Genomic DNA, 14,282 nt, shown 5'->3' on the forward strand with positions numbered 1-14,282 from the left:
CCGTGCTCCGCGTCCACGACCGGCCCGCGGCTCAGGCCGCGCAGTCGCGGCAGATCGGCTGGCCGTTCTTGGTCTCGGCGGCCAGCTGGCTGCGGTGGTGCACGAGGAAGCAGCTCATGCACGTGAACTCGTCGGCCTGGCGGGGCAGCACCCGCACGGACAGCTCCTCGTTGGAGAGGTCCGCGCCGGGCAGCTCCAGGCCCTCGGCCTGCTCGAACTCGTCGACGTCGACGGTGGACGCCGACTTGTCGTTCCGCCGGGCCTTGAGTTCCTCGATGCTGTCCTCGTTGACGTCATCGTCGGTCTTGCGTGGGGTGTCGTAATCCGTTGCCATGTCGCTCTCCCCCTCTGGGTGTCTGCGGTGTCTCAGCGCTCGTAACGCGTGAGAGGCCGGACTTGTGCCCGACCTGAGGCGGAGATTTTGCCTCACATCAAGGTCTGTTACTCAATCGACACCCAACCGCACCCCTGAAGAGGTGATCGGGTTGGATGGCCATCGGGACCGTACACGGTCCGAATGTCGCACTCTCATGCGCCATGACGTGTACTTCCCGTGATCACAGTGCCTGAAAACCCGGATTTTTACGGCTTTCCGGCAACCGGCACGATCACGCAGAGTGTATGGCTTGAAAATCGCCCATGTGATCGATCACACACGATCCAGGTGGTGGGCGGATCACGAAAATTCCGCCCAAAGCGAACACCCCACGAGGGTACTCCCCCTTTCAGCATTCCGCCGTCTCGCCGTTTCGCCGTTCCGCACTCAGACCGGGAGCACCACCCGCATCACCAGGCCGCCGCCCTCCCGCGGCTCGGCCGCGATGCGGCCGCCGTGGGCGCGCGCCACCGAACGGGCGATCGACAGCCCGAGGCCGACGCCCTTGTCGCTGCCGGTGCGCTCGGTGCGGAGCCTGCGGAAGGGCTCGAAGATGTTGTCCATCTCGTACGCCGGGATCACCGGTCCGGTGTTCGCGACCACCAGCACCGCCTGCCCCTGCCGCACCTCGGTGGTCACCTCCACCCAGCCGTGGTCCGGGACGTTGTAGCGCACCGCGTTCTGCACCAGGTTCAGCGCGATCCGCTCCAGCAGCACCCCGTTGCCCTGGACCACCGCGGCCGCCCGTTCGCCCCGGATCTCCACCCCCTGGGCCTGGGCCTCGGTCCGGACCTGTTCCAGCGCCTGGGAGGCGACCTCGGCCAGATCCACCGGCTTGCGGTCGACGATCTCGTTGTCGCTGCGGGCCAGCAGCAGCAGACCCTCCACCAGCTGCTCGCTGCGCTCGTTGGTGGACAGCAGCGTCTTGCCGAGCTGGACCAGCTCCGGGGACGCCTGCGGATCGGACAGCTGCACCTCCAGCAGGGTGCGGTTGATCGCCAGCGGGGTGCGCAGCTCGTGCGAGGCGTTCGCGACGAACCGCTGCTGCGCGGTGAACGCCCGGTCCAGTCGCTCCAGCATCTCGTCGAAGGTGTCCGCCAGCTCCTTCAGCTCGTCGTCCGGCCCGTCCAGCTCGATCCGGCGGGACAGGTCCGAGCCCGCCACCTGACGCGCCGTACGGGTGATGCGGCCCAGCGGCGAGAGCACCCGCCCGGCCATGGCGTAGCCGAACGCGAACGCGACCACGGCCAGCCCCAGCAGCGCCAGCAGCGAGCGGCGCAGCAGCCCGTCCAGGGCGAAGTCGCGCTGCTGGGACATGCACTGGGCCACCGCCCGGTTGAACGCGTCGTTGTTGCCCTGGCTGGGCAGATGGCACGTGTCGGAGGGCTTGTAGTCGATCCGCACGATCTGCAGCGGGAACTCGCTGCCCCGGCGGATGGCGTCGGCCGCCAGCAGATAGATGATCGTCAGCAGCACCACACCGGCGATCAGGAACATCCCGCCGTACAGCAGGGTGAGCCGTATCCGGATGGTGGGGCGCAGCCAGGGGTTGGGCGGCGAGGTGTGCTGCGGGTCCCAGCTGGGCTTGGGCGGTGCCGCCGGCGGGAGCGGAGTCGTGGCCATGCCCGGTCAGATCCGGTAACCCGAGCCGGGGACCGTGACGATCACGGCCGGCTCGCCGAGCTTGCGGCGCAGCGTCATGACGGTCACCCGGACGACGTTGGTGAACGGGTCGGTGTTCTCGTCCCACGCCTTCTCCAGCAGCTGCTCGGCCGAGACCACGGCGCCCTCGCTGCGCATGAGGACCTCCAGCACCGCGAACTCCTTCGGCGCCAGCGCGATCTCCTTGTCGTCCCGGAACACCTCGCGGCGGTTCGGGTCCAGCTTGATCCCGGACCGCTCCAGGACCGGCGGCAGGGCGACGGTGGTGCGGCGGCCGAGCGCCCGCACCCGGGCGATCAGCTCGCTGAAGGCGAACGGCTTGGGGAGGTAGTCGTCGGCGCCGATCTCCAGCCCCTCGACGCGGTCACTGACGTCACCGGAGGCGGTGAGCATCAGGACGCGGGTGGGCATGCCGAGTTCGACGATCTTGCGGCACACGTCGTCGCCATGGACGAGCGGCAGGTCACGGTCGAGGACCACGACGTCGTAGTCGTTGACGGCGATGCGCTCCAGGGCGGCGGCACCGTCATACACGACGTCGACGGCCATGGCCTCCCGGCGCAGTCCGGTGGCCACCGCGTCGGCGAGCAGTTGCTCGTCCTCGACGACGAGTACACGCACGTCGTTCGTCCTTCCCTCATGGCCGCGGCGGGCTCTCGTGCTCCACAGCGTTCGGCGCCTCCATCCTGCCTCGAAGTCTCATAAACCGGCGGTAAGAGGTGCCGGGGCCGCGGGCGGACGGCCGACTTCAAGATCCTTCAGAAACTTTTGGCGCCGGAGGTTTCCGCTCCGAGTGGGGTGGGGAGGACGACTGCACACCCCGCGATCACGCCCTGTATGTGGCTATCCATTGACGCCGCTGCCACCCTCAGGGATTCACGTACGTGATCGCTCCCGCCGTCGGCACACCCCCGTGCCACCGACCCACGACGAGGGGGCGCACCATGGACGCGTTCACCGCAGGCATTCTGCAGCGTATAGAGACCACCCAGTCCGACCTCACCCGCGCCCGCGAGACAGGCGACGAGTTCCTCGCCGACGTGGAGCTGGCGGAGCTGGAAGACCTCCGTCGGCTCGCCGCCGAGCATGGCGTGGAAGTAAGCGCCGCCTGATCCAGGTTGTTTGATCCACTGCGCCGTCGGTTCCCGTTGGCGGCTTGATCACCCGGTGTGACGGAGACCGATCCAGCTCCGGTACGCCGATCCATGAGCACGACCGGCACAATCCACGCCGAAGCGCCCCGGTGCCCTCCTGGCACCGGGGCGCTTCGCGTGCCCGGGAGGCGACTCAGTCGTGCCAGGCGCCCAGGTCCTCCAGCAGGGCCTGCAGCGGCTCGAAGAGACCGGGGGCGGCGGCGATGGTCAGCTCCGTCGATGCGGGTATGCCCGGCCGTCCGCCGGTGAGCGCGCCCGCCTCGCGGGCTATGAGGGCGCCGGCCGCGTAGTCCCAGGGGTTGAGCCCGCGCTCGTAGTACGCGTTGAGCCGGCCGCAGGCCAGGTCGCACAGGTCGATGGCGGCCGATCCGCCGCGCCGGATGTCGCGCACCTGGGGCAGCAGTTCGTTCAGGACCCTGGCCTGCCCGATGCGGCGCTCGCGCAGATAGCCGAAGCCGGTGCCGATCAGCGCCTGCTCGAAGGGGGGCGCGGGGAGCACCCGCACCGGCTCCCCGTCCGCGTACGCGCCCTGGCCGAGGACCGCGTGGTACGTCTCGCCGCGCATCGGCGCCGTCACCACGCCGACGACCGGCTCGCCGTCCCGCTCGACGGCGATGCTGACCGCCCAGGACGGGAGGCCGTAGAGGTAGTTCACGGTGCCGTCGAGGGGGTCGATCACCCAGCGGACACCGCTGCTGCCCTCGCTGCTCGCGCCCTCCTCGCCCAGCACGCCGTCCTCCGGGCGGTGCTGCGCGAGGAAGTCGGTGATCAGCTTCTCGGAGGCGACGTCCATCTCGGTGACGACATCGATCGGGCTGGACTTGGTGGCGGCCACGCCGAGGTCGGCCGGGCGGCCGTCGCGCAGCAGGTCCCCGGCCCTGCGGGCGACCTCCAGGGCCAGTTCGAGCAGTTCGGCGTTGAGCGAGTCGGTCATCGTGCTCCTTTGCGGATTACCCGTGCGTACTGCGTGTGCGCGTGCGATGGCCCTGGAGATCCGTCGGAGGGGAACTAGTCGGCCCCGGCGGCGGCCGGCCGCGGCGAGCGGGCCGGACAGCAGCCCACCGGGCAGAGGTCGTGGCTCGGGCCCAGCGCGCCCAGCGCACAGCGCTCGGGCGCCGACGGGGCGTCCCCGGCGGCGAACCGCTCGGCGGCCGCGCGCTCCAGCAGCAGATCGCGCACCGCCGCCGCGAACCGCGGGTCCGCGCCCACCGTCGAGGCCCGGGCGACCGGGAGGCCGAGATCGGCCGCCTTGGCGGCCGCCTCGGTGTCCAGGTCGTACTTGACCTCCATGTGGTCCGAGACGAAGCCGATCGGGACCATCACGGCGGCGGGCACGCCGTCGCCGTGCAGCTCCTCCAGGTGGTCGCAGATGTCCGGCTCCAGCCAGGGGATGTGCGGGGCACCGCTGCGGGACTGGTAGACCAGCCGCCACGGGTGCTCGGCGCCGGTCTCCTCGCGCACCGCCTCGGCGATCAGCCGAGCGACGTCGAGGTGCTCGGCGACGTACGCACCGCCCGCTCCGTGGTCCTCGACCGGGCCGGAGGTGTCCGCGGCGGCGGTCGGGATGGAGTGGGTGGTGAACGCGAGGTGCGCGCCCGCCCGCAGCCCCTCGGGCAGCTCGGCGAGCGCGGCGAGCGTCGCGTCCACCATGGGCCGGACGAAGCCGGGGTGGTTGAAGTAGTGCCGCAGCTTGTCCACGCGCGGCAGCGGCAGCCCCTCGCCCTCCAGGGCGGCGAGCGCGTCCGCGAGGTTCTCGCGGTACTGGCGGCAGCCCGAGTACGAGGCGTACGCGCTGGTGGCGAGCACCGCGATGCGGCGGTGGCCGTCGGTGACCATCTCGCGCAGGGTGTCGGTCAGGTACGGCGCCCAGTTGCGATTGCCCCAGTACACCGGCAGGTCCAGCCCGTGCTCGGCGAAGTCCTTGCGCAGCGCGTGCAGAAGCTCGCGGTTCTGCGCGTTGATCGGACTGACGCCGCCGAACAGGAAGTAGTGCTGCCCGACCTCCTTGAGCCGCTCCCGGGGGATGCCCCTCCCCCGCGTGACGTTCTCCAGGAACGGCACGACGTCCTCCGGGCCCTCGGGCCCGCCGAACGAGAGCAACAGCAGGGCGTCGTATGGGGCGGGGGATGTCCGCGCTGGCTGTTCCGGCATGGTCCCGATCCTGCCACCAGCCCCGGACCGGCGGGAAATGCCCCTGCGCGGACCCCGGGGCGACCGTAAGCTGTATCAGCTTCGACGTTCCTTACCCTGCCGCGCCCCACCGCCCCCGGCGACCTGCGCTCTTTACCCGCACGCCGTCCCGTCCCGCCGCTCTGCCGCCCTGCCAGCCCGCGGAGGCCCCTGTCATGCCCGGCCCCAGTCCCTACCGTGTGATCTTCGCCGCCCCCGGCGCCAAGGCGTTCTCCATGGCCGGGTTCATCGGGCGGATGACCGTGGCCATGACGAGCATCGGGGTGGTCACGATGGTCTCCCGACTCACCGGCCGGTACGGACTCGCCGGTGCGCTGGCGGCCACCCTCGCGCTCTCGGTCGCCGTCATCGGCCCGCAGACCTCCCGGCTGGTCGACCGGTACGGCCAGCGCCGGGTGCTGCGCCCGGCGACCCTCGTCACGCTCACCTCGCTGGCCGGACTGCTGCTGGCGGCGCACCGGGGCTGGCCGGACTGGACGCTGTTCGCGTGCGCCGCCACGGCCGGCTGTGTGCCGAGCGTCGGGTCCATGGTGCGAGCCCGCTGGGCCGCGATCCACCAGGACGCGCCGCGCGAACTGCACGCCGCGTACTCCTGGGAGGCCATCGTCGACGAGGTCTGCTTCATCCTGGGGCCGATGATCTCGATCTGGCTCTGCACCGCCTGGTTCCCGGAGGCGGGGCCGCTGCTGGCCGGCTGCTTCCTGGCCGTCGGCGTCTTCTGGCTCACCGCGCAGCGGGCCACCGAGCCCGCGCCGCATCCGCGCGGGCCGCACACCGGTGGCTCCGCGCTGCGCTCGCGCGCGCTCCAGGTGCTGGTCCTCACCTTCGTCGCGGTCGGCACGATCTTCGGGGGGATCGACGTGGCGACGGTGGCGTACGCCGAGGCCGAGGGCCACAAGGCGGCGGCGAGCCTGGTCCTGGCGGTGTACGCGCTGGGCTCGTGCGCGGCGGGAGCCGTCTTCGGGCTGCTGCCACGCAAAAGATCACTCTCTTTCCGCTGGTTGCTGGGTATTTGTGCGATGACCGTGAGTATGATCCCCCTCCAACTGGTCGGGAACCTTTCGTTTCTGGCCGTGGCGCTCTTTGTCGCGGGCCTGGCCGTCGCACCGACGATGGTCACGACCATGGCCCTCGTCGAACAGCACGTACCACGCGCGCATCTGACCGAGGGAATGACCTGGGTGAGCACCGGGCTCATGGTCGGCGTGGCGCTCGGCTCGTCGGCCACCGGAGGGGTGGTGGACGCCGCCGGGGCCCGCGCGGGGTACGCGGTGCCGGCCGTGGCCGGGGCGCTCGCGGCGGCGGTGGCGTTCCTCGGGTATCGCCGGCTCCGGCCGGCGCCACAGCGGGAGGGGTCGGGAGCGGATGGCCGTCAAGACCGTAAGAACCGAGCGGAACAGCGTGTGGCGTAACTGGGCGGGGAACGTCATCGCCCGTCCGGTACGGAGTGTGGCCCCCTCCTCCACTCAGGAGCTGGCCGAGGCGGTGCGGCAGGCCGTGGCGGACGGACTGCGGGTCAAGCCGGTGGGCACCGGCCACTCCTTCACCACCACGGCCGCCACGGACGGCGTGCTGATACGCCCCGACCGCCTGGTGGGCGTGCGGGAGGTGGACCCGGAGGCGGGCACGGTGACCGTCGCCGCGGGCACCTCGCTGCGTCAGCTCAACGAGACCCTGTCGGGCCACGGTCTGTCGCTGACCAACATGGGCGACATCATGGAGCAGACGGTGGCCGGGGCCACCTCCACCGGCACCCATGGGACCGGGCGCGACAGCGCCTCGATCGCCGCCCAGGTCAAGGGGCTGGAGCTGGTCACGGCGGACGGCTCGGTGCTGCACTGCTCGGCGACCGAGCACCCGGAGATCTTCGCGGCCGCCCGGGTCGGCCTCGGGGCGCTCGGCGTGGTCACGGCGATCACCTTCGGGGTGGAGCGGGAGTTTCTGCTCACGGCGCGCGAGGAGCCGATGTCGTTCGACCGGGTGATGACGGACTTCGAACAACTCGTCGCCGAGAACGAACACTTCGAGTTCTACTGGTTCCCGCACACCGGCAACTGCAACACCAAGCGCAACAACCGCAGCACCGGCCCCGCGGCCCCGGTCGGCCGGGTCAGCGGCTGGGTGGACGACGAGCTGCTGTCCAACGGCATCTTCCAGGTGGCCTGCACGGTGGGCCGGGCGGTCCCCGCCACGATCCCCGGGATCGCCAAAATCTCCAGCCGCGCCCTGTCCGCCCGTACCTACACGGACATTCCTTACAAAGTCTTCACCAGCCCGCGCCGGGTCCGCTTCCTGGAGATGGAGTACGCGGTGCCGCGCGAGGCCGCCGTCCCGGCGCTGCGCGAACTGAAGGCGACCGTCGAGCGGTCGGGGCTGCGGGTCAGCTTCCCCGTGGAGGTGCGGACCGCGCCCGCCGACGACATCCCGCTGTCCACCGCCTCCGGCCGGGACACCGCGTACATCGCCGTCCACCTCTACCGGGGCACCCCGCACCGGGCGTACTTCACGGCCGCCGAGCAGATCATGACCGCGCACGGCGGACGCCCGCACTGGGGAAAGCTGCACAGCCGCGACGCCGCCTATCTGTCCGGGGTCTATCCGCGGTTCGGCGAGTTCACCGCGCTGCGCGAACGGCTCGACCCGGACCGGGTGTTCGGCAACGACTACCTGCGGCGGGTCCTCGGCGGCTGACGGGGCCGCCGGGCACGCTGCCTCTCCCGGCGTCGCGTGGACAGTCGCGTGGACATTCGTTCCCGCTCGCAGAGGGAAGTGAACTATAAACGAAGCGGATCATTCCGATTCTGACGTTTCCGTGAAACTTGCCGCCCAAATTGCGCCCTCCTTCGAAGGATTCGGTGCCGGATCACCACGCCACGCCCGAACTCGGCTGGCGCGCCGCTCCACCCGAGCGGCCCGAATGGAGTACTGTGGCGAGCCCTGGCCCCGATTTCCCGTCCGGCCGCCCGGACCCAACGGGAGGGGCCGAGGGCGGCAACCAACCGGCCCGGGCAACTCGGCAAAGTTGTGGCAGGCTGCACCCGGGCAGGCCACACTCGTCTAGCGGGAGAGCAGCGACGCAACCGTGACGTCGGCAGGCACCACCCGGGAGGTCCCCATGCCCGAACTGCGTGTCGTGGCCGTCAGCAACGACGGCACACGGCTGGTGCTCAAGGCTGCGGACAGCACGGAGTACACGCTTCCCATCGACGAGCGACTGCGCGCCGCGGTGCGCAACGACCGCGCTCGGCTCGGCCAGATCGAGATCGAGGTCGAGAGCCATCTCCGGCCCCGTGACATCCAGGCTCGTATACGCGCCGGCGCCACGGCCGAAGAGGTCGCCACGATGGCCGGCATTCCCGTCGACCGCGTGCGCCGCTTCGAGGGCCCGGTGCTCGCGGAGCGCGCGTTCATGGCCGAGCGCGCCCGTAAGACACCCGTGCGCCGTCCCGGGGAGAACACCGGACCGCAGCTCGGCGAGGCCGTGGCGGAGCGGCTGCTGCTGCGCGGCGCCGAGAAGGACACCGCGCAGTGGGACTCGTGGCGGCGTGACGACGGCACCTGGGAGGTGCTGCTGGTCTACCGGGTCGCCGGCGAGCCGCACTCGGCGAGCTGGACGTACGACCCGCCCCGGCGGCTGGTCCAGGCCGTGGACGACGAGGCGCGGACGCTCATCGGCGAGGCCGACGACACCCCGGAGCCCAGCTTCCCCTTCGTGCCGCGCATCGCCCGGCTGCCCCGCGACCGGGACAAGGACAGAGGGACGGCCTCCGAATACGGCGACGACGAGGACGAGTCCGCACTCCCGGTGCCGTCGTCCGCCTCGCTGGACGACGGCCTCGGCGGCGAGCGCGACTCGCTGACCAGCCTGCTGGAGGCCGTGCCCAACTTCCGTGGGGACATGGTCGTGCCCGAGGCGCCGGTCGTGGCGCCGCCCCCACCGCCGGACGAGCCGGTGGAGGAGGCGGAGGCCGTCGAGCCGCCCGCCCCGGCGGCGAGCGCGGGTTCGGCGTACGCGGATGTGCTGATGCCCCGTTCGGTCGCGGGCCACCGCGACCGGTTGACCGGCACGACGGATCGCCAGGCGGAGGCGGACGGTGTCCGTCCGGGCCGCCGGGCGGCGGTGCCGAGCTGGGACGAGATCGTCTTCGGTACGCGTCGCAAGAAGCAGGAGTAGCCCCAAGGGCCGCTCACACTCGAAAGCTCCGGGCCCGTCACCGACCAGCGGTGACGGGCCCGGAGCTGGTGCGCACGGCGATTCAGCCGCGCTCGTTCAGCCCCGCTCGGGGCCGGTGGCCACCGGACGGCTGTCGTCGGCGGACCACTCGCTCCACGAGCCCACGTACAGGGCCGCCGGAATCCCGGCTTCCGCCAGGGCCAGGACCTGGTGCGCGGCCGAGACGCCCGAACCGCAGTACACCCCGACCTCGGCACCCTTGGTGGCGCCGAGATCCGCGAAGCGCTCGGCCAGCCGCTCGGCGGGCAGCAGATGCCCGTCGTCGGTGACGTTCTCGACGGTGGGAGCGGAGATCGCGCCCGGGATGTGGCCGCCGACCCGGTCGATCGGCTCGACCTCGCCGCGGTAGCGCTCGCCCGCCCGCGCGTCCAGCAGCACTCCGCGCCGCGCGAGCGCGGCCGCGTCGTCCGCGCTCAGCAGCGGCAGGGCACCGGGCTCCGGGACGAAGTCGCCCTCGGGCCCGCCCGGGAGTTCGGTGGTCAGCGCGCCACCGGCCGCGGTCCAGGCGGGCAGACCGCCGTCGAGCACGCGTACATCGGGGTGGCCCGCCCAGCGGAGCAGCCACCAGGCGCGCGCCGCCGCCCACCCCTGTCCGCCGTCGTACGCCACCACACGCCGGCCCCGGCCGACCCCGGCCCGGCGCATCGCGGCCGCGAACGCGGAAAGATCGGGCATCGGATGGCGCCCCGCCGCCCCGGCCGGGCTCGCCAGCTCGGTGTCGAGATCGACGTACACGGCGCCGGGCAGATGTCCGGCCTCGTACGCGGGGCGACCGGGAGGGCCGCCGAGCTGCCAGCGCACGTCCAGCAGAAGCGGGGGACGCTCCCCCGTCAGCGCGTCCATGAGATCGGGTGCGGTGATGATGGCATTCATGAGAACCATCCTTGCGTAGATACCCCTGCGGCGGCTTGCCGCGACAGATGGTGGAAATATCGTTCGGGCCCCCACATCAGCACCTCCGCATCACCGCCCCGCGCCGCCGACCGGCCCGGGGCCGCACGGCCACGACGATGGTCCGAGGAGAGAGTGACGTATGACCGAGGCAGCGACTCGGCGCGCACCGGGCACGCCCTGCTGGACGAGTTTGATGGTGCACAGCCTTGCCGCGACACAGGACTTCTACCATGCCCTGTTCGACTGGGAGTTCACCCCTGGTCCGCAGCAGCTCGGCGCGTACGTCCGCGCCGTACGGGACGGCCGGCCGGTCGCCGGGCTGGGCGAACTGCCGCCGGATCGTCACCTTCCGGTTTCCTGGATGACCTATCTGGCCTCCGACGACGCCGACGAGACGGCGGAAATGATCCGCGCCTGCGGCGGCACCGTGGCCGTGGGCCCGCTGGACGCGGATGAGGCGGGCCGGATGCTGATCGCCGCCGACCCGGAGGGCGCGGTGTTCGGAGTGTGGCAGGAGGAGGAGCACGCCGCCCTCCGGGAGGCGGGGCTGCCGGGCACCCCGGTCTGGCACGAGCTGACGGCCCGCGAGTCCGGGGCGGTCGCGAAGTTCTACCGGATGGTCTTCGGCTACGAACCGGACGACGCCGAGAGCGCGGCACCGCCCGGGCCCGGCGAGCCCGGCCGCCGGACCCTGCGTCTGGCCGGGCGGCCGGTGTGCGCGATCCGGAGCGGGGGCCGGGCCCTGCTCCGCGGCCGGGGCGCGCACTGGATGACGCACTTCGCGGTGGCGGACGTGGACGAAGCCGTGCGCCGGGTGGCCGAGTTGGGCGGCCGGGTGGTCGAGCCGCCGTCGGACCGGGCCACCGGGCGCGCGGCCCTGGTCACGGACCGGGAGGGCGCGGCCTTCACGGTCGTCCGGGCTGCTACGGGAAGCTAGGGAACCGTCGGCGGGTCGGCGGGCGAGTCGACCGGCAGCACATCGGGTGACAGGCTTGCGGCCCGCGCGCCGGCGGCCGTCATCCGGCGCCGGTGGTGGCGACGGCACAGCACCTCGTAACCCACCTCGCCCTCCGACCGGTTGACGTCGCCCACGACGACCTGGGCGCCCTCGACGACCATCTCGCCGCCGACCGTACGGGCGTTGTGCGTCGCCCGGGCGCCGCACCAGCACAACGCCTCGACCTGGAGCACCTCCACCCGGTCCGCGAGTTCGACCAGGCGCTGGGAGCCGGGGAAGAGCTTGCTGCGGAAGTCTGTGGTGATGCCGAACGCGAAGACGTCCAGGCCCAGGTCGTCGACGACCCGGGCGAGTTGGTCGATCTGGAGCGGGGTGAGGAACTGCGCCTCGTCCACGATGACGTAGTCGGCACGGCCCCCGGCCGTCAGCACGCCGACCACATGGGCGTAGAAGTCCAGGTCCGCCACGGCCTCGACGGCCTCGGTGACCAGCCCGAGCCGCGAGGAGAGCTTGCCGTGGCCCGCCCGGTCGTCCCGCGCGTAGATCATCCCCTGGAGCCCACGGGCCGAGCGGTTGTGCTCGATCTGCAGAGCCAGTGTGCTCTTTCCGCAGTCCATGGTTCCGGAGAAGAACACCAGCTCGGGCATGGGGGTGGTGGAGCCTTTCATACGGGACGCTACGGGACGGATGGCGGCGGGCCGGCCGCGTGGCGCGACGCGGTCGCTCAGGAGCGTACTTCGAGCAGCGGGACGAGCTGCTCCACCGGGGTCATCGAACCGTGCAGCCCGACCATCGCGGACTCCTTGGGCTCGGTCTCCGAGGCGACGATCGCGACATCGTCGTGGGCGGCGGCCACGATGTCGCCGATGCGCCGGTAGACCCGGTCGTCCACACCGCCGTTTCCGCCGGGCGGCCCGAACCAGCCCGCCTCGATAGCCTCGTCACGGCCGGCCACCCACATCCGCTCCCCCACCACCTCGCGCCATACGGCGAGCACGTCGCCGGCGGCGCCGGGGACCGCGTACAGATGGCGGGCACGGCCCTCGCCGCCCAGCAGGGCGACACCCGCCCGCAGCTCCCAGTCCGTGTCGAAGTCGAGGCGCGACTCCGGGTCGAAGGGGATGTCGATCATGCCGTGGTCGGCGGTCACGTAGAGCGCGGCGCGGGGCGGGAGTTGTTCGGCGAGCCGCTGGGCAAGCCCGTCGACGTAGCGGAGTTGGTCACGCCACTCGTCGGAGTCGACGCCGAAACGATGACCTTTGCCGTCCACTTCGCTGTAGTACGTGTAGACGAGCGAGCGGTCCCCGGCGCCCAGCTGCTCGGCCGCGAGGTCCATCCGCTCCTCGCCGGAGAGCCGGCCGTGGAAGGTGCCGCCGCTCAGCGCGATCTTGGTGAGCGGGGTCTCCTCGAAGGTCGGCGCGGAGACCTGGCAGGTGTGCACGCCCGCGGCGTCGGCCAGCTGGAAGACCGTGGGATACGGCTGCCAGGCGTGCGGATCCGTCCAGGGCTGCCAGCGCAGCTGGTTCATCAGCAGGCCGGTGGCGGGGTCGGCCACCGTATAGCCCGGCAGGCCGTGGGCGCCGGGCGGCAGGCCCGTGCCCACGGAGGCGAGCGAGGTCGCGGTGGTGGACGGGAAGCCCGCGGTGAGCGGGGCGCCGGTGCCGTTCATCGAGGTGGAGAGCAGCGAGGTCAGAAAGGGCGCCTCGGCGGGGTGGTCGCGCAGCAGCTCCCAGCCCAGACCGTCGACCAGGAAGACGCAGGCCCGGTCGGCAGGGGCGAGGTCGAGCCCGGACGTCAACCCGGGGACCCCCTGGCCGGCGGCGATCGCGGGCAGCAGATCGGCGAGCGACCCGGTGCCGTAGCGCGGAACCGGAGCGGTGCGCGGGTCGAGCGGGACCGGCTCGGGCCAGGCGGAGTCGGCGGCGGTGGTCGGGCCGGTGGCGGATCCGGGCATCAGCGGCCGGCGTCCGGCGTGGCCGCGGTGGCCTCGGAGAGCGCCTGGGCGAAGGCGAGGGTCTGGCGGACTGTGTCGGGGCCGTCGCCCGCCTCGCTGACCCGCAGGCTCAGATCGTCGGCGGTGGACGAGCCGGTGTAGCCGTGGTCGGCCTCGCAGTTGGGGTCGCCGCAGGCGGCGGGCTCCAGGTCGAGGCGGTTGACGGCGCCCCAGCCGATGGTCAGCACGACCTCGCGGGGCAGCGTGCCCGGGGTGTACGACTCGGGGTTGGCGACGACCCGGCTGAGCACCACCGACGAGATCCGCTGGAGCTTCACGGACTCGGTGGAGGTGGTCGCGTACGGCGACGGGGAGGTGCCGTCCGCCGCCTGCTCGTCGGTGTGGCTGACGATGAAGCGGTTTCCGGTGAGGACGAGGACCGTGACATGGCGGCGGACCTCGTTGGCGTCGAACGTGGTCTCCTGATGGACCAGGTACGACACGATCGGCTCGCCGCCCACGGCGGCCTCCACCGCCTCGGCCACGAGTGCCGGGTAATAGCCGCTGCGCTCGATCGCCGCGCGCAGCCCCTGGGTCGTCGTACCGGTCTTCGCCATGGGCACCATCCTACGGGGCGGCGCCGACACCGGCTCCCATGCCCGTCCAGGTCCCAAGGGGGTGCCTTGCCAATCATGCCGGGCTCCCGACGCCGCTGTGACATCAGCCGCTGCCGCGGCGGGCGGCACCTCGCCGCGCCGCGCTCGTCGCACGCAGCGCCGCTGCGCTCTCCTCACGCGACTTGCGATGCTCCCCCAGCTACCGCTGGGAGGTGCCCCCTGCACCAGACGCCGCTCGCTGATCCGGCCTGATCGACAAGACAC

The 14,282-nt window shown here is 72.0% G+C and carries 14 protein-coding genes; 5 read left to right on the forward strand and 9 right to left on the reverse strand.

The window, feature by feature from the left end:
• Nucleotides 1-31 precede the first annotated feature (31 nt).
• From ACH4SI_RS21255 to ACH4SI_RS21265, 3 genes are all read right to left on the reverse strand, one after another.
• A complete protein-coding gene (locus ACH4SI_RS21255; protein ID WP_009714537.1) occupies nt 32-334 on the reverse strand; it encodes a DUF4193 domain-containing protein in 303 nt (100 codons plus the stop codon).
• A gap of 429 nt (nt 335-763) precedes the next feature.
• On the reverse strand, nt 764-1,999 hold the full coding sequence (locus tag ACH4SI_RS21260) for a sensor histidine kinase (RefSeq protein ID WP_398297793.1): 1,236 nt from the start codon (nt 1,997-1,999) through the stop codon (nt 764-766).
• A gap of 6 nt (nt 2,000-2,005) precedes the next feature.
• Entirely contained in the window at nt 2,006-2,659 is a 654-nt protein-coding gene (locus ACH4SI_RS21265) for a response regulator transcription factor (protein ID WP_398297795.1), read from the reverse strand.
• Nucleotides 2,660-2,982: 323 nt separating this feature from the next.
• Between ACH4SI_RS21265 and ACH4SI_RS21270 the strand changes: the two genes are divergently transcribed.
• Complete coding sequence (locus ACH4SI_RS21270) at nt 2,983-3,150, forward strand: hypothetical protein (RefSeq protein WP_167542486.1); 168 nt, start codon at nt 2,983-2,985, stop codon at nt 3,148-3,150.
• Nucleotides 3,151-3,325: 175 nt separating this feature from the next.
• Here the strand turns inward: ACH4SI_RS21270 and ACH4SI_RS21275 are convergent, their stop codons facing one another.
• Both ACH4SI_RS21275 and ACH4SI_RS21280 read right to left on the reverse strand, forming a co-directional pair.
• Entirely contained in the window at nt 3,326-4,126 is an 801-nt protein-coding gene (locus ACH4SI_RS21275) for an inositol monophosphatase family protein (RefSeq protein WP_398297797.1), read from the reverse strand.
• 74 nt (nt 4,127-4,200) lie between these two features.
• A complete protein-coding gene (locus ACH4SI_RS21280; RefSeq protein ID WP_398297799.1) occupies nt 4,201-5,343 on the reverse strand; it encodes a ferrochelatase in 1,143 nt (380 codons plus the stop codon).
• A gap of 194 nt (nt 5,344-5,537) precedes the next feature.
• Here ACH4SI_RS21280 and ACH4SI_RS21285 point away from each other — a divergent pair, with 194 nt between their 5' ends.
• The 3 genes from ACH4SI_RS21285 to sepH all read left to right on the forward strand — a co-directional run bounded on the left by ACH4SI_RS21285 (nt 5,538) and on the right by sepH (nt 9,556).
• Nucleotides 5,538-6,794: an MFS transporter gene (locus ACH4SI_RS21285; protein WP_398297801.1), complete on the forward strand. Its 1,257-nt coding sequence runs from the start codon at nt 5,538-5,540 to the stop codon at nt 6,792-6,794.
• Nucleotides 6,748-8,073, forward strand: a complete 1,326-nt coding sequence (locus tag ACH4SI_RS21290) for a D-arabinono-1,4-lactone oxidase (protein WP_398297803.1) — start codon at nt 6,748-6,750, stop codon at nt 8,071-8,073. Before ACH4SI_RS21285 ends, ACH4SI_RS21290 begins: the two co-directional genes overlap by 47 nt.
• Before the next feature lie 391 nt (nt 8,074-8,464).
• Nucleotides 8,465-9,556 (forward strand): septation protein SepH, encoded by a 1,092-nt coding sequence (sepH, locus tag ACH4SI_RS21295; RefSeq protein WP_398297805.1) that lies wholly within the window; start codon nt 8,465-8,467, stop codon nt 9,554-9,556.
• Nucleotides 9,557-9,652: 96 nt separating this feature from the next.
• On the opposite strand, the gene ACH4SI_RS21300 is transcribed toward sepH, so the two are convergent.
• Entirely contained in the window at nt 9,653-10,489 is an 837-nt protein-coding gene (locus ACH4SI_RS21300; RefSeq protein WP_398297807.1) for a sulfurtransferase, read from the reverse strand.
• Between the two features lie 160 nt (nt 10,490-10,649).
• Between ACH4SI_RS21300 and ACH4SI_RS21305 the strand changes: the two genes are divergently transcribed.
• Complete coding sequence (locus tag ACH4SI_RS21305) at nt 10,650-11,447, forward strand: VOC family protein (RefSeq protein WP_398297809.1); 798 nt, start codon at nt 10,650-10,652, stop codon at nt 11,445-11,447.
• On the opposite strand, the gene ACH4SI_RS21310 is transcribed toward ACH4SI_RS21305, so the two are convergent.
• The 3 genes from ACH4SI_RS21310 to ACH4SI_RS21320 form a co-directional block, all read right to left on the reverse strand.
• Nucleotides 11,444-12,115 carry a thymidine kinase gene (locus tag ACH4SI_RS21310; RefSeq protein ID WP_398298002.1) on the reverse strand — a complete coding sequence of 224 codons (672 nt, stop codon included), beginning with the start codon at nt 12,113-12,115 and terminating at the stop codon, nt 11,444-11,446. The genes ACH4SI_RS21305 and ACH4SI_RS21310 overlap by 4 nt on opposite strands.
• A 77-nt stretch (nt 12,116-12,192) precedes the next feature.
• Nucleotides 12,193-13,422 carry an alkaline phosphatase family protein gene (locus ACH4SI_RS21315; RefSeq protein ID WP_398297811.1) on the reverse strand — a complete coding sequence of 410 codons (1,230 nt, stop codon included), beginning with the start codon at nt 13,420-13,422 and terminating at the stop codon, nt 12,193-12,195.
• Nucleotides 13,422-14,018, reverse strand: coding sequence for a DUF5998 family protein (locus ACH4SI_RS21320; protein ID WP_055549785.1), 597 nt, complete (start codon nt 14,016-14,018; stop codon nt 13,422-13,424). The genes ACH4SI_RS21315 and ACH4SI_RS21320 overlap by 1 nt, the downstream gene beginning before the upstream one ends.
• Nucleotides 14,019-14,282: the final 264 nt, after the last annotated feature.

Origin of the sequence: Streptomyces sp. NPDC021212, assembly GCF_044332925.1 — a bacterium.
Lineage (GTDB): Bacteria > Actinomycetota > Actinomycetes > Streptomycetales > Streptomycetaceae > Streptomyces.

Coding starts and splice junctions, on each gene's coding strand:
- ACH4SI_RS21310 (WP_398298002.1), bottom strand. CDS start 12,115: ATGCCCGAGCTGGTGTTCTTCTCCGGAACCATGGACTGCGGAAAGAGC.
- ACH4SI_RS21255 (WP_009714537.1), bottom strand. CDS start 334: ATGGCAACGGATTACGACACCCCACGCAAGACCGACGATGACGTCAAC.
- ACH4SI_RS21320 (WP_055549785.1), bottom strand. CDS start 14,018: ATGGCGAAGACCGGTACGACGACCCAGGGGCTGCGCGCGGCGATCGAG.
- ACH4SI_RS21260 (WP_398297793.1), bottom strand. CDS start 1,999: ATGGCCACGACTCCGCTCCCGCCGGCGGCACCGCCCAAGCCCAGCTGG.
- ACH4SI_RS21315 (WP_398297811.1), bottom strand. CDS start 13,422: ATGCCCGGATCCGCCACCGGCCCGACCACCGCCGCCGACTCCGCCTGG.
- ACH4SI_RS21285 (WP_398297801.1), top strand. CDS start 5,538: ATGCCCGGCCCCAGTCCCTACCGTGTGATCTTCGCCGCCCCCGGCGCC.
- ACH4SI_RS21300 (WP_398297807.1), bottom strand. CDS start 10,489: ATGAATGCCATCATCACCGCACCCGATCTCATGGACGCGCTGACGGGG.
- ACH4SI_RS21290 (WP_398297803.1), top strand. CDS start 6,748: ATGGCCGTCAAGACCGTAAGAACCGAGCGGAACAGCGTGTGGCGTAAC.
- ACH4SI_RS21280 (WP_398297799.1), bottom strand. CDS start 5,343: ATGCCGGAACAGCCAGCGCGGACATCCCCCGCCCCATACGACGCCCTG.
- ACH4SI_RS21270 (WP_167542486.1), top strand. CDS start 2,983: ATGGACGCGTTCACCGCAGGCATTCTGCAGCGTATAGAGACCACCCAG.
- ACH4SI_RS21275 (WP_398297797.1), bottom strand. CDS start 4,126: ATGACCGACTCGCTCAACGCCGAACTGCTCGAACTGGCCCTGGAGGTC.
- ACH4SI_RS21305 (WP_398297809.1), top strand. CDS start 10,650: ATGACCGAGGCAGCGACTCGGCGCGCACCGGGCACGCCCTGCTGGACG.